This window comes from Actinomadura sp. KC345 (genome assembly GCF_004348515.1).
Lineage (GTDB): Bacteria > Actinomycetota > Actinomycetes > Streptosporangiales > Streptosporangiaceae > Spirillospora.
On the sequence record NZ_SMKH01000046.1, the window covers coordinates 1 to 18436 of the forward strand.

An 18436-nucleotide genomic window follows, 5' to 3' on the forward strand; every position below is an offset into this window, starting at 1 on the left:
AGGCCGGGGTGGGGCCAGTTCTCGATCTTGATCAGTTGGCCGGTGCTGGAGGCGGTCACGTAGGCGGTGCGCATGTCGGGACCGCCCCAGGTGATGTTGGTGATGCCCGGGTCGTCGTCGACGTTGATGTCGACGAACCGGACGAGGTCGCCCTTGGGGCTGACGATCGAGATGCCCGCGTGGATCATGGAGGCGACGCAGATGTTGCCGTGGCCGTCCACGCCGAGGGAGTCGAAGTTGGTGTAGTCGGGGGCGGTGTAGAGGAAGTTGCCGCCGCCGGAGCCGCCGAGGGACCTGCCGCCCTTGATCTCGCCGGGGCCGGTGACGTCCCACCACCAGACCCGGGCCGTGTAGGTCTCGCTGACGTACAGGCGGGTGCCGTCCGGGGAGAGGCCGATGCCGTTGGGGCCCTCCATTCCGCCGGCGATCATCTCGATGGACGAGCCGTCGGCCTTCGCGTAGAAGAGGCGGCCCTTGTCGCCGGTGACGCCGTCGCTCTTGCCGTAGTCGGTGAAGTAGATGCCGCCGTGGGCGTCGACGACCAGGTCGTTCGGGCCGCGCAGGCCCTCGCTGTAGAGGGTCTCGACGGAGCCGTCCGACAGGTCGACGGCCTGGATGCTGCCCGTGGTGTAGTCGTCGGGGATGCCGCCGGCGAAGACGAAGCCGCCGACTTCGAAGCGGTTCAGGCCGCCGGAGTTGGCGATGTAGACGCGGCCGTCCGGCCGAGCGCCGAGCCGTTGGGGCCGCCGCCCGTCTCGGCGGCGACGGACGTGGTGCCGTCCGGCCTGACGCGGGTGAGGGTGCCGCGGTGCAGCTCCACGACCAGGACGTCGCCGTTGGGAAGGACGGTCGGGCCCTCCGGGAACATCAGGCCGTCGGCCAGCTTGGTGATCTTCAATTTCCTCCCCTTTCGCGGGCGGCCGGCGGCCGTGGTGCCGAGGACGGCGGCGGCCCCGAGCCCGCCGAGCAGCCCTCTGCGGGTGAGCGTCATTCCATCGCCCGCAGGATCCGGCGGGCGGTGCTCTGGATGTGCACCTCGTCCGGGCCGTCGTAGACGCGGGCCTCGCGGGCGTGGCGGTACATCCGCGACAGCGGCGTGTCGTCGGTGAGGCCCATGGCGCCGTGGACCTGGATGGCGCGGTCGACGACGTTGTGCAGCATGCGGGCGCCGACGACCTTGATCGCGCCGATCTCGATGCGGGCTTGGCTCCCGGCGTCGATCTGCTCGGCCGCCTGGAGGGTCAGCAGCCGGGACGCCTGGATCTCGGTGTAGGAGTCGAAGACGTGCTGCTGCATGAGCTGCTTGGCCGAGAGCGGCTCGCCGAAGGCGACGCGGGTGCCGAGGCGGGCGCACATCAGCTCGAACGCGCGTTGGGCCTGGCCGAGCCACCGCATGCAGTGGAAGATCCGGCCGGGGCCGAGGCGGTCCTGGGCGATGACGAAGCCGTGCCCGCGCGGGCCCAGCAGGTTGTCCGCCGGGACGCGCACGTCGTCGTAGGCGACCTCGTAGTGGCCGCCGTCGATACCGAGGACGGGCGTCTCCCGGACGATGCGGTAGCCGGGCGTGTCCGTGGGGACGACGATCATGCTGAAGGCGCGGTGGGGGGCCGTGTCCTCGGGTTCGGTGCGGCACATGACCGTGGTGTAGGCCGCGTTGGCGGCGTTCGTCGTGAACCACTTGCGGCCGCTGATGACCCAGTGGTCGCCGTCCAGGACGGCCTTCGTCCGCAGCTGGGTCGGGTCGGAGCCGGCGGCGTCGGGCTCGGTCATCGCGAAGCTCGGCGACACCTCGCCCGCGACCAGCGGGGCCAGGTAGCGCTCACGCCAGCGGGGGCTCGCGTACTTGTGCAGCATGAGCGAGTCCTGGAGCGTGAACGTGCCGAGGGCGATCTGTCCCCATTCGGAGCGTCCCTGTACCTCGTTGACGTAGACGTAGTCGAGGAAGGGGAGGCCGCCGCCGCCCAGTTCGGCGGGGTGACCGAGCGCCCAGAGGCCGGCGTCCTTGGCCTCCCGCTGGAGTTGCCGGAGTTTCTCCAGGTCGCCGCCGTTGAGGGCGGGCTCGGCGGGCTCGACGCGCTCGGTCATGAACGTGTGGACCGCGTCGCGGACGTCCCGGACGCGGTCCGGCACGGAGAACAGCATCGGCCTCACCCGCCGGTCAGGTCGGCGGAGATGTCGCGGTCGCCGTAGCCCTCGGGCGCGGCGACCTCGACGATCGGTTCCGGGCGGTCGTCGAACTCCAGCCGCAGCGCCCGCGACATCACCGCGTGCATGTCGTACATGCAGGTGATGTAGGTGAGCTGGAGGATCTCCTTGTCGGAGAGGTGCTCCTTGAGGACGTCGAAGATCGCGTCGGCCACCCGGCCGCCGTCCAGGACGAGCCCGTCGGTGTAGGCGAGGACGGCGCGTTCGAGCGGGGAGTAGCAGTCGGCCGTCTGCCAGTGCGGGATCGCCTCGATCTTCTCCTCGGGCATGCCGAGCGCCCGCATCTGCTTGCAGTGCTGTGAGAACACGAACTGGCTGCCGCGCGCCCACCCGGCCCGGCACTGGCCGAGTTCGCGGAGTACGGGGTCCAGTTCGGCGTTCCGGTACAGCGCGAAGCCGCGGACGGCGTGCCGGAACACGTCCGGGGACTGCGCGAAGACCGTCCACCAGTCGCCCGGTGACCCGGTCGCGGTGCCGTGGTCGACGGCCGGGTCGCGGTCGGGTGCGAACAGGTGGTCGTAGAAGAAGAGGATGCGCTCGTCGGTGACCTCGGCGCGGCGGACCTCACGCAGTCGCGGCATGCTTGTCCTTGGAAACGGTGCGGTCGGCTTCGGTCTTGGGCTCGTGGGAAACGTCGGACTCGTCGAACGTGCGGGTCCAGCAGGCGAATTCGAGGAGGATCCCGTCCGGGTCCTGGAAGTAGAACGACCGGACGAACACGCCCTCGTCGAAGTCCCTGGCGATGCCCATCGGGCTGTCATCGTGGTTGAGGATCGGGCTGACCTTGACGCCCTTCTCCTTCAGCCTGCGGCGGTAGTCCTCGAACTTCTCGACGGGGACGTGGAACGCGACGTGGTTCATCGACCCGACCGCGCTGAGCAGCTCGCCCTCTTCGGGACGGCCCTTCGGCGCGGAGATGCCCGGGACGGGGTCCGGCGCGTCCGGGAACCAGAAGAACGCCACGCAGTCGCCGCCGCCGCAGTCGAAGAAGAAGTGCTGGCCCATGCCGCCGGGCAGGTCCAGGGTCTTGATGAGCGGCATTCCGAGGACGCCGGAGTAGAAGTCGATGGTGCGCTTCATGTCGGACGACACCAGCGCCAGGTGGTTGATGCCACCGAGCTCGAACTCGGTGTTTCCGGTGGTCATGAGACCTCCCTGTAGAGGGTGCGAAGGTCGCGTTTCAGGACCTTTCCTGCGACGTTTCTGGGGAGTTCGGAGACGATGTCGACGCGGCGCGGGACCTTGTAGCCGCCGAGGTGCTCGCGGGCGAAGGCGATGATCTGCTCGGGGGTGGCGTCCTCGGGGGTGGCGTCCTCGGCGGCGGCGTCCCGCTTCAGCACGACGGCGGCGCGGACCGACTCGCCCCAGCGCGGGTCCGGGACGCCGAACACGGCGGCGTCGGCGACCGCGGGATGCCGGTAGAGGACCTGCTCGACCTCCCGGGACGCGACGTTCTCCCCGCCCGTGATGATCATGTCTTTGATCCGGTCGACGATGTAGACCATTCCCTCTTCATCCTGCCGGACGACGTCGCCGGTGCGGAACCAGCCGTCCGCGAACGCCAACTCGGTCAGCTCCGGCTCGCGCCAGTAGCCGCGCATCACCTGGTCGCAGCGGACGATCATCTCCCCCGGCTCACCGGGCGGGACGTCGTTGAGGTCGGCGTCCACGATCCGGATGTCGGCGAGGTCCATGACGCGGCCGGCGGCGGCGAGCAGGTGCGTCTCCCCGGCGGCGGCGCGGCGGTGCTCCTCGATCCCGAAGTGCAGGATGTTGCCGCCCAGCTCGCTCATCCCCATGCCCTGGTAGAAGTCGCAGCCGAGGACGTCCATCCCGCGGCGCAGCACCTCGGCGGGGATGGCGGACGCGCCGTACCCGATGGCCTCCAGCGTGCCGAGGTCGCGGTCCTCGATCCCGGGGTGCGACAGCAGGAACGCGATCATCGTGGGCGCCAGCCCGGTCTGGGTGATCTTCCATTCGGAGACCAGGCGCAGGAACGTGTCGTTGTCGTAGGACCGGACGATGCCCACGGTCGCGGCCCGCATGTGGAACACGAGCACCGTGTAGCCGCCGACGTGGCACATCGGGAAACAGAACAGGAACCGGGTCGCGTCGGGGATGTCCCAGGTCGCGACCGAGCTGATGATCCCGGTGACGAGGTTGCGGTGGCTCAGCGTGACGCCCTTGGGGCTGCCGGTCGTCCCGCTGGTGTAGACGAGCCAGGCGATGGAGTCCTCACCGGGGCGCGGCGGCTCGGTGGCCGGAGCCTGCGCGACGAGCTCCGGGAAGTCGCCGTCCAGGTCCAGGACGGCCTTCACCGTGGGCATGTCGTCCTTCAGCCGCTCCATGGCCTCGCGGTACTCGCCGCTCACGATCAGCACCGACGCCTGCGCGTGGTCGACGAGCCCCGCGATCTCGGACGGGTGGAGCCGGTGGTTGAGGAAGGTCAGCGCCATGCCCGCGGCGGGGACGCCGTAGTAGAGGTCGAGGTACTCGGGCCTGTTGCCGGACAGGACCGCCACCCGGTCGCCCGGCTCCGCGAGGGTCCGCAGCGCGTTGGCCGTCCGGCGCACCCGGTCCCGCAGCCCGGCGAAGGTGATCGCCTCGTCCTCGAACAGGACGGCCGTGCGCTCCGGGTGCTTGCGGGCCGCGTACTCGACGATGTCGTTGATCAGCATGGCCGGCCCCCGCACCTCCCCTGAAGTTGACTTGACAGTCATATCAACTTACTCGATTCTCGGATACTCTTCCTGCGAACATCGGTTTGTCAAGACCCGGCGAAGGGATCAGCGGCCATGCGAGGCGGGGGCGATCCAGCAGGTCAGCAGGCACCGCTGACCGAGCGCGGCGCCCGGACCCGGGAGCGCCTCGTCGTCGCCGCGCGCGAGGTGTTCGAGGAGCGCGGCTTCCTGGAGACCCGCGTCGCGCACATCACCCGGCACGCCAACGTGGCCTACGGCTCCTTCTACACCTACTTCCCGTCCAAGGAGGCGGTGTTCCTGGAGGTCGCCGACCGGCTCTTCGAGGACATGACGCACCACGACCTCGTCCCGGCCGCCGGCCCGTCCCCCGCCGACCGCGTCCGCCGCGCCAACCGCGCCTACTACGAGGCGTACCGCCGCAACGCGAAGATGATGGCGATCATCGAGCAGGTCTCGACGTTCAACGAGGAGTTCCAGGAGATGCGCCGCAAGCACCGCGCCGAAGCCTGGGGCCGCTCGGTGAAGGCCATCGAACGCTGGCAGCGCGCCGGTGTCGTCCCGTCCGACCTCGACGCGGAGATGACCTCCCGCGCACTGGCAGCCATGGTCGACCACTCGTTGTACCTGTGGCTCGTCCAGGGCGACGACAACGCCGACACCGAACGCCTCCTGGACACCCTCGACGCCGTCACCGTCCGCGCTCTCGGCCTTCCGGCCTGACCCCTGAGAAGGAGACCCGTGGAACTCGCCGACCGTTTCATGGCCGCCATCACCTCCGGAGACGCCGACACCCGGGGCAGCGACCCGCTCCGCGACCTCGCCGCCGCCCAGCGGACGGCGCGCGCATGAGCGCCCCGGAGCAGGCGCTCGCCGCCCGCCTGGGCGCGGCCGTGACGAACCTGCACCGCCTGTCGGGCGGCGCCAGCCGCGAGACGTGGTCGTTCGAGGCGGACGGCCGCCCGCTGATCCTGCGCCGCGACCCGCCCGCGTCCCCCGACGCGGAGGCCATGGCCCGCGAGGCCGCCCTCCTGGCCTCCGCCGCCGCCGTGGACGTGCCCGTCCCGCACCTGGTCGACCACGGCGACGACCTGGCGGGCGCGCCCTACCTGATCATGGAGCGGCTGTCCGGCGAGACGATCCCGCGCCGGCTCCTGCGCGACGAGCGGTTCGCCGGCGTCCGTCCCCGCCTCGCCCGTGACCTGGGCGGCATCCTGGCCCGCCTCCACACGATGTCGCCGGTCCCCGGCCTGCCCGAGGACGACCCGCTCACCGCGATCACCGCCTACTACACGGAGTTCGACGAGCCCCGCCCCGCCGTCGAACTGGCCCTGCGCTGGCTGCACGAGCACCGCCCGCCCGCGTCCGGCCGCCGGACGGTCGTCCACGGCGACTTCCGCAACGGCAACCTCATGATCGACACGACCGGCGTCACCGGCGTCCTGGACTGGGAACTCGCCCACACCGGCGACCCGGCCGAGGATTTCGGCTGGCTCTGCGTGAAGGCGTGGCGCTTCGGCTCCCCCCATCCCGTGGGCGGTTTCGGCCCGCGCGAAGACCTCCTGGACGGCTACGCCGCCGCAGGCGGAACCCCGCCCACCCTCGAAGCACTCCACTGGTGGGAGGTGTACGGCACCCTCCGCTGGACGATCCTGTGCCGCCACCAGGCCGAACGCTTCCTGAGCGGCTCAGACCTCTCCATCGAGTACGCCGTGCTCGGCCGGAAGGTCTGCGAACAAGAACACGACCTCCTCCTGACCTTGGGCCTCACCGAACCGGCAACCGTCCAAGACCCCCTGAAGACCGCATCGGCTGCGCCAGCACCACCCCACGACCGCCCCGACGCGTCCACCCTCATCGACGCCGTGGGCGCGTTCCTCCTCGAAGCCGAGCAGCCCGACGACCGCCTCCGCTTCCACGCCCGCGTAGCCGCGTCCGCCCTCCGCATAGCCCGCCGCGAACTCCTCCTGGGCGACACCCACAAGGCCGCCCACCAGGCCCGCCTGAAAACCCTGGGCTGCGACTCCGACGCCGACCTGGCGAAGGCCATCCGCGAGGGCACCCTCGACGACCGGAAGGACGAGGTCGTGGCCGCAGTGAGAGCCTCGATAACCGACAAGCTGACCGTGGCCAACCCCCGCCACCTCTCCCTCCCCGGCTGATCGCGCGGCCGATCTTTTCGGCCGGGGGCTTTTCGAGGACGGGCGGCACCGCGAATTTCGGGTTGGTCAATGCGGTGGCTGGTGCAGGGCGGCGGCTATGGCCGTCGACACCGTCTTGTGAACGGTTTCCGGCCGAGGCGGGGGGCCGGTGCGGTCGGCGAACAGGAGGTGGGCGGCGCCGATCAGGGTGGGGGCGAGCGTGTCTATGTCGGCGTCGGGTCTGATGCGGCCGTGGGCGCGTTCGGCGGTCAGGTAGGACGCGATCATCGCCGTGGCCTCGGTCAGGAGCGGGACGCCGGTGGGAATGGTCTCGCGCAGGCGGGTGCGGAGGGCGTCGCGCGAGGTGATCAGGCTGACGATCGCCACGGCGACCGAGCCGAACAGGTCCGCCAGCGCGCCGGTGAGGTTGCCGGCGACCGTGCCGGTTCCGGCGGAATCCCGGAGGGCGGCCGACTCGGCGTCGAGCCGGGCGATGCGGTCCAGGACGAGTTCGGCGAGGAAGGCGTCGAAGTCGGTGAAGTGGCGGTGCAGGACGCCCTTCGCGCAGCCCGCCTCCATGGTGACCGCCCGGCTGGTCAGCGCGCTCGGCCCGTCCCGCAGCAGGACGCGTTCGGCGGCGTCGAAGAGCTGGTCGCGCACGTCGCGCATGGCGACCCCTGTCGGCATGTCCACCTTCCCCGGGCATTGCAGAGTGGGCACCTGCCCACTATCGTGGGCGCATGCCCACTATACCTTCGGAGCGCCCTTCCGAACGGGAGCCCCATCAGGCCAGAGAAGTCGCCGAGTCGTTCGGCGCGGACCCCGGACGCTACGACCGGACCCGGCCCCGCTACCCCGACGACCTCGTAGAACGGGTCGTCGAAGGCAGCCCCGGGCGCGACGTCCTCGATGTCGGTTGCGGGACCGGCATCCTGGCCCGGCAGCTCCAGGCGGCCGGGTGCCGGGTGCTCGGAGTCGAGGTCGACGAGCGCATGGCCGCGTGGGCGCGGGAGCGCGGGCTCGACGTGGAGGTGGCACCGTTCGAAGACTGGGACCCCGCCGGCCGGACGTTCGACGCGGTCGTCGCCGGGCAGGCCTGGCATTGGGTCGACCCGGTCGCCGGCGCGGTCAGGGCGGCGCAGGCGCTCAGGTCCGGCGGGCGGCTGGCGCTGTTCTGGAACGCGCTCCGTCCTCCGGCCGAACTCGCGGAACCCGTCTCGGCGGTGTACCGGAGGGTGGTGCCCGACTCGCCCGTGCCCAACTGGGCCCCGGCCGAGACGGACGCCTACTCGGTGATGTGCACGAGGGCGTCCGACGGGATACGGGAGGCCGGCGGGTTCGAGGACCCGGAGCGGTGGCAGGTCTCCTGGGAGCGGGTCTACACCCGGGACGAGTGGCTGGAGCTGGTGCCCACGTTCGGCGGGCACAGCCGGTTTCCGGCGGCCGCGCTGCGAGAGCTGCTGGACGGCATCGGCGCCGTCGTCGACGCCGCGGGCGGCCGCTTCACGATGGGCTACTCGACGCTGGCGGTCGTCGCGCGGCGGACCCCGGACGCGGCCTGACCGCATTGTCAGTCGTCCGGCATCAGGATCGTGGTCAGGACGACGCGGCCGCGGTCCGGAGCGGCCTCCAGGTCGAGGTACGGCTCCAGTACCCGGGACATCTCCTCGGCCAGCGCCGACAACTCGGCGCCGCTGAGGTTCAGGGCGGCCTGCCGGTAGGACACCGCGTCCGCCGCGGGGTCGGCGTTCGCGCGTTCGAGGTAGCGCTCGAAGTCGAGGCGCAGATGCTCGGTGAACATCCGGAACAGGTGCCGGTGCTGCTCGCGGTCCAGGCCGCCGGCCTCTTCCTCGCCGATGAACCCGTCCTCGTCCCTCAGGGCGTAGGTGCGCTCCACCGCGCCCCGGACTTTGCGTTCGCGCACGACATGGACGAGCTCGGCGTGCACCAGCGTGGCGATCTGCCTGTAGAGCGTGGCGGGCGCCACGTCGGTGAGCAGACCCCGTAGTTGAGCGGTGGTCAGCTCGCGCCCCTGGAGGACCTGCACGATCCGCCAGCGCACCGGATGCAGCAGCAGGTCCGCGACGGACGACTCGGTGGAAGCCATGACACCATTCTCATCTGTGATAATAATACTGTTATCGATGTTGATAACAATGTACCCGGGGGAACGATGACGGGACCAGCCCGTGTCGCAGTACTGATCGCCGTGTTCCTGGTCGGTCTCACGAGCCTGCCGCCGACCGCGTCCGCCGCGGACGAACCGCCGGGGACGCCCGATGTCCGCGCCTTCATGGACGACCTGGTGCCACGGCAGCTGACCGGCTTCCGCATCCCCGGCGCCGCCGTGTCGGTCGTGGCGGACGGCCGTCAGGTCCTCGCCGAGGGATACGGCCAAGCCGACGTCGAGGCCAAGCGTCCGGTCGAGCCCGACCGGACGAGGTTCCACATCGACTCGGTGTCCAAGCTGATCACCGCCACGGCCGTCATGCGGCTCGTCGAGCAGGACAGGCTCGACCTGAACACCGACGTCAACCGCTACCTGACCGAGTTCAAGATCAGGGACACCCACCCGGGCAGACCGGTCACGCTCGCGCACCTGCTCACCCACACCGCCGGATTCGAGGACCCGCTGATCGGGAGCGCCACGACGGATCTGCCGGACCTCGGCGACCATCTCGCGGCCGCCCAGCCCGACCGTGTGCGGCCTCCCGGCGGGGTCCACTCGTACTCCGACTACGGCTTCGAACTGGCGGGCTACCTCGTGCAGGTGCGGGCCGGGATGCCCTTCGAGGAGTACGTCGAGAAGCACGTCTTCGCCCCTCTGGGCATGTCCGGTACGAGCTTTGCCACGTCGGCGGCGGAGGGCGCCCGGATCCAGGAGCGCGCCGCCGGCTACTCCGTCGAGGACGGCCGGATGGTCAGAGCGGACCGGGGCTACGAGAACCGGGCTCCGAGCGTCGGGGTCGTCTCGACGGCCACCGACATGGGCAGGTTCATGCTCGCGCACCTGGGCGGCGGGGCGGTCGGCGACACGCGGATCCTGAAGCGGTCGACGGTTCGGCTGATGCAGCAGCGGCAGTTCGGGCGGGATCTCCGTTTCCCCGGCCTGAGCTTTCCGTTCACGGAAGCGCACTGAGACGGCAGGCGGCTGATCGGCCACTCCGGCGAAGGAGCGGGCAGCCACAGCATGATGACGCTCCTCCCGGAGCACGGCATCGGCGTCTTCGTGACCTACAACGGCGACGGGACGGGCGACAACCCCTTGTTCGGCGGCGCGTACTCGGCGCGGATGGAACTTCGCGACGCGTTCCTCAAGCGGTTCGTCCCGGCGGAGGCGACGGCGGCCAAGCGGATCACCGAGCGCGACCTGGGGCGATACACCGGAACCTACCGCTGGACCAAGTTCGGGGCCGACGACCCCGCGCTGCTGTTCGCCCTCCTCTCGGCCCCGGCGGACCTTCGGGTGAAGGCGGACGGCAAGGGCGGCCTCACGACGACGGGATTCTCGACCGACCCCGGAGGCGCGGAACAGACCTGGGACCCGATCGGTGACGGCCTGTTCCGCGAACGCGAGGGCCACCGGCAGCTGGCCTTCACCGAGAACGACGAGGGGAACGGCTTTTCGGTCGCCACGTCATACGGCTACTACGTGTTCGTCTTCGAGCGCACAGCCTGGTACGACTCACTCCCCCTGCATCTGATGACCGCCGGGGCCGGCCTGCTGCTCTTGCTCACGACGCTGGCGTGGCCGGTCACGGCGCTGATCCGCCGGCTGCGTGCGGCGACCGCGCGGTCCGAACGGGGGCCGCGTGCGGCACGGACGAGTACGGCCATCACGGCATGCCTCGCCGTCGGTTCCGTGATCGCCGCGAGCGTGGCGGCGATGTCCGGCCGGGCCTCCTCGGGACCCTGGCTGGTGCTGCCGGCCCTCACCCTCGTGGGCGCGGCGGTCTCCCTCACGTGCGCGGTGCTGTGCTGGCGGCACCGGTGGTGGAACGTACCGGCCAGAACGCACCTCACCGTCGTGGCCCTCGGCCTGATCGCGTTTCTCGGCGTCGCCCACCACTACCACCTCTTCTTCCCGGCATGACCGCGCGGCCGTCCGGCGCGCCCGCACGCCGGGCAGGTGGTTCGGGCGTGTGAGGGGTTTGTGAGCGGGGGGCGGCAGCCTTCGGGGCATGAGTTACGCGTTTCAGGCCGACGGCCTGGTCAAACGATTCGGGAAGACGACCGCGCTGGAGGGGGTGCAGCTGGCGGCGCGGCCGGGCACGGTGCTCGGCGTGCTCGGGCCCAACGGAGCCGGGAAGACGACCGCCGTGCGGATACTCGCGACGCTGCTGAGGCCCGACGCGGGCAGGGCCGAGGTCTGCGGACTGGACGTCGTCCGGGAGGCGGCGAAGGTGCGGGAGCTGATCGGCCTGACCGGGCAGTACGCGTCGGTCGACGAGGATCTCACCGCCACCGAGAACCTCGTCCTCATCGGGCGGCTGCTGGACCTGCGCAAGGCGGAGGCGCGGTCGCGGGCCGCGGAGCTGCTGGAGCGGTTCGAGCTGACCGACGACGCCGGACGCCGGGTCTCCACCTATTCGGGCGGGATGCGGCGCCGCCTCGACCTGGCCGCGAGCATGATCGGACGGCCGGCCGTGATCTACCTCGACGAGCCGACGACCGGCCTCGACCCGGGCAAGCGGGAGGAGGCGTGGCGGTTGATCCGGTCGATGACCGACGGCGGCGGGACGGTCCTGCTGACCACCCAGTACCTGGAGGAGGCCGACGCGCTCGCGGACGCGATCAGCGTCATCGACCGCGGGACGGTCATCGCGGACGGCACCCCCGCCGAGCTGAAGAGGATCGCGGGCGGCCAGACGATCACCGTGCGGCCGCGCGACCCGGGACGGCTCGTCGAGGTGGCCGCGATCCTGAACGCGGTGTCGGGGCGGCACGCCGAGACCCTCCGCCGGGACGTGGTCAGCGTGCCGGTCGGCGGCGACGCGGAACGCGCGTTCGCCGAGGCCGTCCGGCGGCTGGAGGCCGCGGACATCGCCGCCACGGAACTGTCGCTGAGGCTGCCCAGCCTCGACGAGGTCTTCTTCACCCTGACCGGCCATCGCACCGAAGAGAAGGAGGCGGCATGAGCGGCGCCGTGCTCGAATCCGACGTGGTCGCGCGTGCCGGGGCGGTCCCGAAGCGCCCCTACCGGCTGGCGCGGCACAGCCTGCTGCTCGCCGGACGCAGCCTCACCAAGACCCGGCGCAACCCCGGCATGCTCACCGACGCGCTGTTCATGCCGATCCTGTTCCTGCTGCTGTTCGTGTACCTGTTCGGCGGAGCGGTGTCCGGGTCCACGCAGGACTACCTGCAGTACATCTTCCCGGGCGTGCTGGTGATGACCATGCTGCTCGTGGGGATGCTGTCCATCGGGCTCAGCATCAACACCGACATCAAGAAGGGCGTGTTCGACCGGTTCCGCAGCCTGCCGATCGGACGGTCCGCGCCGCTGACCGGCATCGTGCTGGGCGATCTGATCCGCTACGTCGTCGCGGCGGCCGTGCTGTTCGCGACCGGCTACCTGATGGGCTTCCGCGTCCAGACCGATCCGCTGTCGGCGGTGGCGGCGGCCCTGCTGGCGGCCGTGCTGGGCTTCGCGCTGGGCTGGCTCAACGTCCTCCTCGGGGTACTGATCAAGGAGGAGGCCATCGTCCAGACGGTGGCGTTCCTCGGGATCTTCCCGCTGGCGTTCGGGACGGACATGGCCGTCCCGACGGACACGCTGCCGGGGTGGCTCCAGGCGTGGGTCGAGATCAACCCGGTCAGCGAGGCCATGGACGCCTCGCGCGGGCTGCTGCTCGGCGGCCCGGTCGCCCAGCCCGCGACGGTGACGCTGCTCTGGTCGGCGGGGTTCTTCGCCGTGTTCGCGCCGTTGGCCGTCCACGCCTACCGGCGCCGGAGCTGATCCTCCAGCAGGGCGAGCGCGCCGGGGACGTCCAGCCGGGCGCCGCGTGCGTGGGCGGCCCCGCGGGAGCGCTCGCCGAGTGCCCGGCGCAACCGCCGGGTCAGGAGCACGACATCGGGATTGTGCGCGTCGGGTGCGCCCCGCAGGACGGAGGCCGCGCCGAGCGCCTCCGCTGCGGCCTCAGGATCGGCGGCGGCGCGCAGCCGGGCGATCGCGTAGCCGGCGACGGCGGCGATCGGGATGTCCGGCGCGCCGACGGCCAGCGTGAGCGCGTCGCGCAGGTGCCGCCGCGCCGCGTCCGGGTCGTCCCGGTCGAGCGCCATCTGCCCCCGCGCCGCCTCCAGCAGTGAGCGGTACTGCGGGTAGGACGGCACACGGTCCAGCTCGTGCTCGGCCGCGTCGTAGTGCTCGCGTGCCTCGTCCCCGGAACCTCCGTGACGCGCAAGGTCCCCCAGCGCGAGCCGGACGGACACCAGGGAGCGGGCCGGGGTCCCCGCCCCGGGGACGATCATCGCCGACAGCTCGTCCCGCGCCCGCTGCACGTCGCCGGAGCGGCCGCGGGCGACGGCGAGCATGACCCGCTGCATGCCGCCGTCGTCCTGGCCCAGCTCGCGCAGCAGCGTGATCGACTCCTCCAGCGTCGCGACGGCGCCGTCGAACCGTCCGATGACGGTCTGGGTCTCGGCCGCGAAGGTGAGCGCGAGGGCGAGCCCGGCCCGCTCACCGGCCTCGCGGAACCCATCCTGCGCGGCGGTGAGGTCCTGGTGGGCCGTGTCCATCTCGCCCCGGTTCCCGTGGAGCATCGCGCGCATCAGATGCAGCGCGGCGCGCGTCCACGGGTCGGTCACGGGGAGCCGCCGGTCGATCGCGGCCAGCCCCGCCGCGGTGTCGTCGGCGAGCAGCGCCGCGGCGGGCTCGGTCAGCACCGCGAGGGGATGCGCCGCGAGGGGACGCGCCGCGTGCTCGTGCCGCGCGCCGATCAGCGGGTCGTCGCGGGCATCGCCGCCGGACAGGACGGTGTTGAACGCGTACCCGCCGAGCGCGACCGCCTCCGCCGCCGCGGGGACGGGTTCGCGCCGCGGCACGGCGAGCGCGGCCCGCAGCCGCCGCGCCGCCTCGGCGTGATCGCCCTGGATCATCCAGAACACCGCCATGGCGGCCCCGAGCCGGACGGCCGATCCGGCGTCACCGCCGTCCACGGCGTACTGGAGTGCGGCGAGGATGTTGTCGCGCTCCGCCGCGAGCAGCGCGATCCATGGGAGCTGCCCGGCTCCGCGCAGGTGCGGCTCCGCCCGCTCGGCGAGTTCCAGGAAGCAGGCGAGATGCGCGGCCCGGACCCGATCGGCCTCCCCCGACTCCGCCAGCCGTTCCCGCCCGTACTCCCGGATCGTCTCCAGCATGCGGAAGCGCGGCTCGGCCCCTTCGACGGCCTGGAGCAGCGACCGGTCGGCCAGCGCGTCGAGGGCGTCGAGGGCGTCCGGACGGCCTGCCACCCGGACGGCGGTGTCCGGAGTGATGGTGCCGGGGAACACCGAGAGCCGCTCCGCGAACCGGCGCTCCTCGTCGTCCAGCAGGTTCCAGCTCCACGCGACGACGGCGCGCAGCGTCCGGTGCCGGGACAGGGCCGTGCGGTTGCCGCCGTTCAGCAGGCGGAACCGGTCGTCCAGACGGGCCGCGAGCTGCTCCAGCGACATCGACCGCATCCGCGCCGCCGCCAGTTCGATCGCCAGCGGCAGCCCGTCCAGCCGGCGGCAGACCACGCCGACCGCCCCGGCGTCGGCACCGGTGAACCCCGGCCGGACGGCGGCGGCGCGCTCGGTGAACAACGCGGCCGCGTCCGGGACGTCCAGCGGGGGCACCGGGCACAGCGCCTCACCGTCCACGCCGAGACGCTCCCGGCTGGTGGCGAGGACGCGCAGGCTGGGGCAGGTGGCGAGCAGGTCGGCCGCGAGCCGCGCCGCCGCCTCGACGACGTGCTCGCAGTTGTCCAGGACGATCAGCGTCTCGTCGGCGGACAGCGCCTCGACCAGGCGCTGGGCGCGATGACTCGTCCCGTCCCGCAGCCCGAGCACGCCCGCGACCGCCCGGGACACCCCGGCGGCGTCACCGGCCGCGGCCAGCTCCACCAGCCACACCCCGCCGGGGAACCGGCCGGACAGCTCCGCCCCGACCGTGGTCGCGAGCCGCGTCTTGCCCGCGCCGCCGGGCCCGGTCAAGGTCACGAGCCGCCCTTCCCAGAGCCGCTTCGCCACCCATGCGCGCTCGCCTTCCCGGCCGACGAAGCTGGTCGGCGGCACCCGCAGGTTCCCGCGCACCGGCTGCCGGGGGACGGCCCGGAGCACGGCCAGGTAGGCGTCCTGCAGCTCGCGCCCCGGATCGGCCCCGAGCTCCTCGGCGAGGACGCCCCGGAACCTCTCGAACACCGCGAGCGCCTCGGCGGACCGCCCCGCCCGGTGCAGGGCCTCGACCAGCAGCGCGCGGAGGCGCTCGCGCAGCGGATGCCGCGCCGCCAGCCCCTCCAGCTCCGCGACCAGGGGTCCGGGCTCGGCACCGGCGGCAAGTTCGGCGGCGACCCGGTCCTCGGTCGCCGACAGCCGCAGCGCCTCCAGCCGGACGGCCGCCGCGTCGGCGAACGGCGTACCGGCCGCATCCGCCAGGGCGTCGCCGCGCCACAGCGCCAGGGCGTCGCGCAGCCGCGTGCCCGCGAGCTTCGCGTCCCCGTCCCGGAGCGCCCTGCCGCCCTCCCCGGCGAGCCGTTCGAACTCCGGGACGTCCACCGAGTCGGCGTCCAGCGCGTAGCCGCCGGGCACGGACCGCAGCCGTCCCGCGGGCAGGCACCGCCGCAACCGGGAGACGAGCGCCTGCAACGCGTGCACCCGGTCGCCGGGCCCGCCCTCCGGCCACAGCGCCTCGGCCAGGGCGTCGACGGTGACCGCCCGCCCCGGCTCCAGCGCCAGCCTGACCAGCAGCACCCGCAGCCGCGCCCCGCCGACCGCGACGTCCGTTCCCTGGTCCGTCACGACCAACGGCCCAAGGACCTCAACTCGCATGGCTCAATACTGCCCAGGGAATCAGCTCAGGGATAATCGCCGACCAGACCTTCAGGGCAGCCGGTGACCAGAGCGATCAGGAATCGAGAAGCGCGGATCGACCGGCCGTCCTAGCTTGACGGGCATGGCCATGGGTCAAGGCGGGATCGACCCGAAGCGGGCCACAGGAGCAGCCAGAAGGAGAAGCCATGCCACTGCAGGCAAGCGTCATCATGCTCGGCGTCAAGGACGTTGAGCGGGCCAAGAGGTTCTATGTCGAAGGGCTGGGGTGCGAGACCGACCAGGACCACCCCGGTTTCGTCAGGCTCAGCCTGGGCGACGGGTCGTCGAAGCTCGCGCTCTACGAATGGGACGCGGTGGCGCAGGACGCCGGCGTCTCCTCGGAGGGCTCCGGGTTCCGCGGCATCTCGCTGCACTTCATCACCGACTCCAGGGACGAGGCGGACGAGGTCGTGCGGGCCGCGGAGGCCGCCGGCGGCACCGTGGTCAAGGCGGCGGCCGCCGCTGAATGGGGCGGATACTCCGGCTACTTCGCCGACCCGGACGGCTACCTGTGGAAGGTCGCCACCGCCTCCTGACGCTGTCGATGTGCCCCGCCCTGCCGGTTGACCTCAAGTCAGGTTCAGAAATTAGCGTCGGTCCGTGAAGGAGACCATCACGGAAGGCGCTGACACATGACACGGCTCAACCTGGGACCCATCGGCCTGACCCTCGACGTGCGCGCCGACGGCGGCCACCTCGACGACGCGGTCATGCTGGAGAAGCTCGGCTACTCGGCGATCTGGATCGCCGGCGGCCAGTTGAAGACCCTGGACCCGCTCCGGGACGTCATCCGCGCGACCGAGACGATCCCGGTCGGCAGCGCGATCATCCCGGCCCGGGTGCACGGGCCCGGGGACGTGGTCGAGTTGCGCCGCGACGTCGAGGCGACCGATCCGGGACGGCTGATCACCGGCCTGGGCGGTGTGCACGGCGAGCGACCGCTGCGCACCATGAACGACTATCTCGACACCCTCGACGCCGCCGACCCGCCGGTCCCGGCCGATGCCCGCATGCTGTCGGCCCTGGGCCCGCGGATGATGGAGCTGTCCCGCGACCGCGCGTCCGGGGCGATCGCTCTGCTGGTGACCCCGGAGTTCACCGCGCAGGCCCGGCAGACCCTGGGCGACGAGGCGGCCCTGGTCGTGATGGAGTACGTCGTCCTCGAAAGCGATCCGGCGCGGGCGAGGGACGCCGCCCGCGAGCCCATCGGGTTCCTGACGCAGGTCGGCGGCTATCCGCAGAACCTCCGCCGGATGGGCTTCTCCGACGAGGACATCGCGGAGACGAGCGACCACCTGCTCGACAACGTGGTCGCGTGGGGCGACGCCGACGCCGTCGCCGCCCGCCTGAAGCGCCATCTCGACGCGGGCGCCGACCAGGTCGTGCTCTCCGTGCAGCCGGCGACCCCGGACGCCGTCCCGCACGAGCAGTGGCGCACCCTGGCCGGCGCCCTCATCGGCTGAGCCGTCAGAACATCCCGTCCGAAGTTTCGGCCGGGTCGGGGACGCCCGCGGCCAGCGCACGCGGGCGGCAGGGTGCGCGGGCGGCAGGGTGCGCGGTGATGACCATGACCGCGGGTCAGGCTTCCTCGGGGTCGCGGCCGAGGGCGTGGCGGCCGCCGTCCACGGGGAGGACGGCGCCGTTGACCAAGCTCGCCTCGGGCGAGAGCAGGTAGGCGACCGCGGCGGCCACCTCGTCCGGGCGGCCGACCCTGCCAACCGGGTGCAGCAGCCGCATCTCGTTCTCGATGCGCGCGGCCTCGGCGGGAGCCTGGCGGGCGAGGAGGTGCTCGTAGCGTTCCGTGGTGATCGAGCCGAGCGCCACGGCGTTCGCCCGGATGCCGCGCGGGCCGTAGTCGACGGCCAGGGCGCGCGTGAGGCCCTCGGTCGCCGCCTTCGCCGTCGCGTACGGCAGGGAGCCCCGCACCGGACGCTGCGCCTGGTGGGAGGAGACGTTGACGAGGGCGCCGCCCGTCCCGGCGTCCAGGAAGCGGCGGACGGCGGTCATGCAGCCGACCACGGCGGGGTTGAGGTTGAGCGCGACCAGGTCCAGGAGTTCGTCCGCGGACGTGGTCTCCGGGTCGCGGAAGACGGCGGCGTTGTTGACCCAGCCCGCGAGGGTTCCCGCCTCCTGCGCCAGGTCGGCGGCCCGGTCCGCGACGCTCTGGTCGGCGGCACTGCCCACGACCGGGATCACGTCCGGACGGTCGCGCGCCCACTCGACCGCCGCCGGATCGAGTTCGATCACGACCACCGTGCCGCCGCCCGCCAGCCGTTCGACGATGGCCCGGCCGACGCCCCGGCCGCCGCCGGTCACGACATAGGACTGGCTCATGGGTCCCCC

General features: G+C 72.1%; 19 protein-coding genes. 9 read left to right on the plus strand and 10 right to left on the minus strand.

Annotated elements, in window-relative coordinates; genetic code table 11:
- The 6 genes from E1281_RS10600 to E1281_RS10620 all read right to left on the minus strand — a co-directional run.
- Window positions 1-704 (minus strand): SMP-30/gluconolactonase/LRE family protein (locus tag E1281_RS10600; protein ID WP_347813280.1); only part of this gene is annotated, 704 nt, incomplete at its 3' end.
- Entirely contained in the window at window positions 683-991 is a 309-nt protein-coding gene (locus tag E1281_RS41800) for a hypothetical protein (protein WP_243716818.1), read from the minus strand. The genes E1281_RS10600 and E1281_RS41800, both read right to left, overlap by 22 nt.
- A complete protein-coding gene (locus E1281_RS10605; RefSeq protein WP_131877114.1) occupies window positions 988-2142 on the minus strand; it encodes an acyl-CoA dehydrogenase family protein in 1155 nt (384 codons plus the stop codon). Before E1281_RS10605 ends, E1281_RS41800 begins: the two co-directional genes overlap by 4 nt.
- A gap of 5 nt (window positions 2143-2147) precedes the next feature.
- On the minus strand, window positions 2148-2786 hold the full coding sequence (locus tag E1281_RS10610; protein WP_131877115.1) for a carboxymuconolactone decarboxylase family protein: 639 nt from the start codon (window positions 2784-2786) through the stop codon (window positions 2148-2150).
- Window positions 2770-3351, minus strand: coding sequence for a VOC family protein (locus E1281_RS10615; RefSeq protein WP_131877116.1), 582 nt, complete (start codon window positions 3349-3351; stop codon window positions 2770-2772). The genes E1281_RS10610 and E1281_RS10615 overlap by 17 nt, the downstream gene beginning before the upstream one ends.
- A complete protein-coding gene (locus E1281_RS10620; RefSeq protein ID WP_131877117.1) occupies window positions 3348-4883 on the minus strand; it encodes an AMP-binding protein in 1536 nt (511 codons plus the stop codon). Before E1281_RS10620 ends, E1281_RS10615 begins: the two co-directional genes overlap by 4 nt.
- Window positions 4884-5000: 117 nt before the next feature.
- Between E1281_RS10620 and E1281_RS10625 the strand changes: the two genes are divergently transcribed.
- Complete coding sequence (locus E1281_RS10625; RefSeq protein ID WP_131877118.1) at window positions 5001-5627, plus strand: TetR/AcrR family transcriptional regulator; 627 nt, start codon at window positions 5001-5003, stop codon at window positions 5625-5627.
- A gap of 125 nt (window positions 5628-5752) precedes the next feature.
- A complete protein-coding gene (locus E1281_RS10630; protein ID WP_131877119.1) occupies window positions 5753-7066 on the plus strand; it encodes a phosphotransferase family protein in 1314 nt (437 codons plus the stop codon).
- 66 nt (window positions 7067-7132) lie between these two features.
- Here the strand turns inward: E1281_RS10630 and E1281_RS10635 are convergent, their stop codons facing one another.
- The gene (locus E1281_RS10635; protein WP_131877120.1) at window positions 7133-7732 is read right to left on the minus strand and encodes a TetR/AcrR family transcriptional regulator; all 600 of its coding nucleotides are present in this window, start codon (window positions 7730-7732) and stop codon (window positions 7133-7135) included.
- Between the two features lie 53 nt (window positions 7733-7785).
- Here E1281_RS10635 and E1281_RS10640 point away from each other — a divergent pair, with 53 nt between their 5' ends.
- The gene (locus tag E1281_RS10640; RefSeq protein WP_131877121.1) at window positions 7786-8607 is read left to right on the plus strand and encodes a class I SAM-dependent methyltransferase; all 822 of its coding nucleotides are present in this window, start codon (window positions 7786-7788) and stop codon (window positions 8605-8607) included.
- Between the two features lie 8 nt (window positions 8608-8615).
- Here the strand turns inward: E1281_RS10640 and E1281_RS10645 are convergent, their stop codons facing one another.
- Window positions 8616-9152, minus strand: coding sequence for a helix-turn-helix domain-containing protein (locus E1281_RS10645; RefSeq protein WP_131877122.1), 537 nt, complete (start codon window positions 9150-9152; stop codon window positions 8616-8618).
- Between the two features lie 66 nt (window positions 9153-9218).
- Here E1281_RS10645 and E1281_RS10650 point away from each other — a divergent pair, with 66 nt between their 5' ends.
- The 4 genes from E1281_RS10650 (at window position 9219) to E1281_RS10665 (ending at window position 13001) form a co-directional block, all read left to right on the plus strand.
- Window positions 9219-10184 (plus strand): serine hydrolase domain-containing protein, encoded by a 966-nt coding sequence (locus E1281_RS10650; RefSeq protein ID WP_165958861.1) that lies wholly within the window; start codon window positions 9219-9221, stop codon window positions 10182-10184.
- Window positions 10185-10235: 51 nt separating this feature from the next.
- Complete coding sequence (locus E1281_RS10655; protein ID WP_131877124.1) at window positions 10236-11138, plus strand: hypothetical protein; 903 nt, start codon at window positions 10236-10238, stop codon at window positions 11136-11138.
- An 88-nt stretch (window positions 11139-11226) separates the two neighbouring features.
- Window positions 11227-12183, plus strand: coding sequence for an ATP-binding cassette domain-containing protein (locus E1281_RS10660; RefSeq protein WP_131877125.1), 957 nt, complete (start codon window positions 11227-11229; stop codon window positions 12181-12183).
- On the plus strand, window positions 12180-13001 hold the full coding sequence (locus E1281_RS10665) for an ABC transporter permease (protein WP_131877126.1): 822 nt from the start codon (window positions 12180-12182) through the stop codon (window positions 12999-13001). Before E1281_RS10660 ends, E1281_RS10665 begins: the two co-directional genes overlap by 4 nt.
- On the opposite strand, the gene E1281_RS10670 is transcribed toward E1281_RS10665, so the two are convergent.
- Window positions 12983-16051, minus strand: a complete 3069-nt coding sequence (locus E1281_RS10670; RefSeq protein ID WP_131877127.1) for a BTAD domain-containing putative transcriptional regulator — start codon at window positions 16049-16051, stop codon at window positions 12983-12985. The genes E1281_RS10665 and E1281_RS10670 overlap by 19 nt on opposite strands.
- Before the next feature lie 188 nt (window positions 16052-16239).
- On the opposite strand from E1281_RS10670, the gene E1281_RS10675 reads away from it, so the two are divergent.
- Window positions 16240-16629, plus strand: a complete 390-nt coding sequence (locus E1281_RS10675; RefSeq protein ID WP_131877128.1) for a VOC family protein — start codon at window positions 16240-16242, stop codon at window positions 16627-16629.
- Window positions 16630-16725: 96 nt separating this feature from the next.
- Complete coding sequence (locus E1281_RS10680) at window positions 16726-17556, plus strand: TIGR03620 family F420-dependent LLM class oxidoreductase (RefSeq protein ID WP_131877129.1); 831 nt, start codon at window positions 16726-16728, stop codon at window positions 17554-17556.
- A gap of 115 nt (window positions 17557-17671) precedes the next feature.
- On the opposite strand, the gene E1281_RS10685 is transcribed toward E1281_RS10680, so the two are convergent.
- Window positions 17672-18427, minus strand: a complete 756-nt coding sequence (locus E1281_RS10685) for an SDR family oxidoreductase (protein ID WP_131877130.1) — start codon at window positions 18425-18427, stop codon at window positions 17672-17674.
- Between the last annotated feature and the right edge of the window lie 9 nt (window positions 18428-18436).

Coding starts and splice junctions, on each gene's coding strand:
- E1281_RS10605 (WP_131877114.1), bottom strand. CDS start 2,142: ATGCTGTTCTCCGTGCCGGACCGCGTCCGGGACGTCCGCGACGCGGTC.
- E1281_RS10630 (WP_131877119.1), top strand. CDS start 5,753: ATGAGCGCCCCGGAGCAGGCGCTCGCCGCCCGCCTGGGCGCGGCCGTG.
- E1281_RS10660 (WP_131877125.1), top strand. CDS start 11,227: ATGAGTTACGCGTTTCAGGCCGACGGCCTGGTCAAACGATTCGGGAAG.
- E1281_RS10655 (WP_131877124.1), top strand. CDS start 10,236: ATGATGACGCTCCTCCCGGAGCACGGCATCGGCGTCTTCGTGACCTAC.
- E1281_RS10685 (WP_131877130.1), bottom strand. CDS start 18,427: ATGAGCCAGTCCTATGTCGTGACCGGCGGCGGCCGGGGCGTCGGCCGG.
- E1281_RS10620 (WP_131877117.1), bottom strand. CDS start 4,883: ATGCTGATCAACGACATCGTCGAGTACGCGGCCCGCAAGCACCCGGAG.
- E1281_RS10610 (WP_131877115.1), bottom strand. CDS start 2,786: ATGCCGCGACTGCGTGAGGTCCGCCGCGCCGAGGTCACCGACGAGCGC.
- E1281_RS41800 (WP_243716818.1), bottom strand. CDS start 991: ATGACGCTCACCCGCAGAGGGCTGCTCGGCGGGCTCGGGGCCGCCGCC.
- E1281_RS10625 (WP_131877118.1), top strand. CDS start 5,001: ATGCGAGGCGGGGGCGATCCAGCAGGTCAGCAGGCACCGCTGACCGAG.
- E1281_RS10645 (WP_131877122.1), bottom strand. CDS start 9,152: ATGGCTTCCACCGAGTCGTCCGTCGCGGACCTGCTGCTGCATCCGGTG.
- E1281_RS10635 (WP_131877120.1), bottom strand. CDS start 7,732: ATGCCGACAGGGGTCGCCATGCGCGACGTGCGCGACCAGCTCTTCGAC.
- E1281_RS10680 (WP_131877129.1), top strand. CDS start 16,726: ATGACACGGCTCAACCTGGGACCCATCGGCCTGACCCTCGACGTGCGC.
- E1281_RS10615 (WP_131877116.1), bottom strand. CDS start 3,351: ATGACCACCGGAAACACCGAGTTCGAGCTCGGTGGCATCAACCACCTG.
- E1281_RS10650 (WP_165958861.1), top strand. CDS start 9,219: ATGACGGGACCAGCCCGTGTCGCAGTACTGATCGCCGTGTTCCTGGTC.
- E1281_RS10675 (WP_131877128.1), top strand. CDS start 16,240: ATGCCACTGCAGGCAAGCGTCATCATGCTCGGCGTCAAGGACGTTGAG.
- E1281_RS10665 (WP_131877126.1), top strand. CDS start 12,180: ATGAGCGGCGCCGTGCTCGAATCCGACGTGGTCGCGCGTGCCGGGGCG.
- E1281_RS10670 (WP_131877127.1), bottom strand. CDS start 16,051: ATGCGAGTTGAGGTCCTTGGGCCGTTGGTCGTGACGGACCAGGGAACG.
- E1281_RS10640 (WP_131877121.1), top strand. CDS start 7,786: ATGCCCACTATACCTTCGGAGCGCCCTTCCGAACGGGAGCCCCATCAG.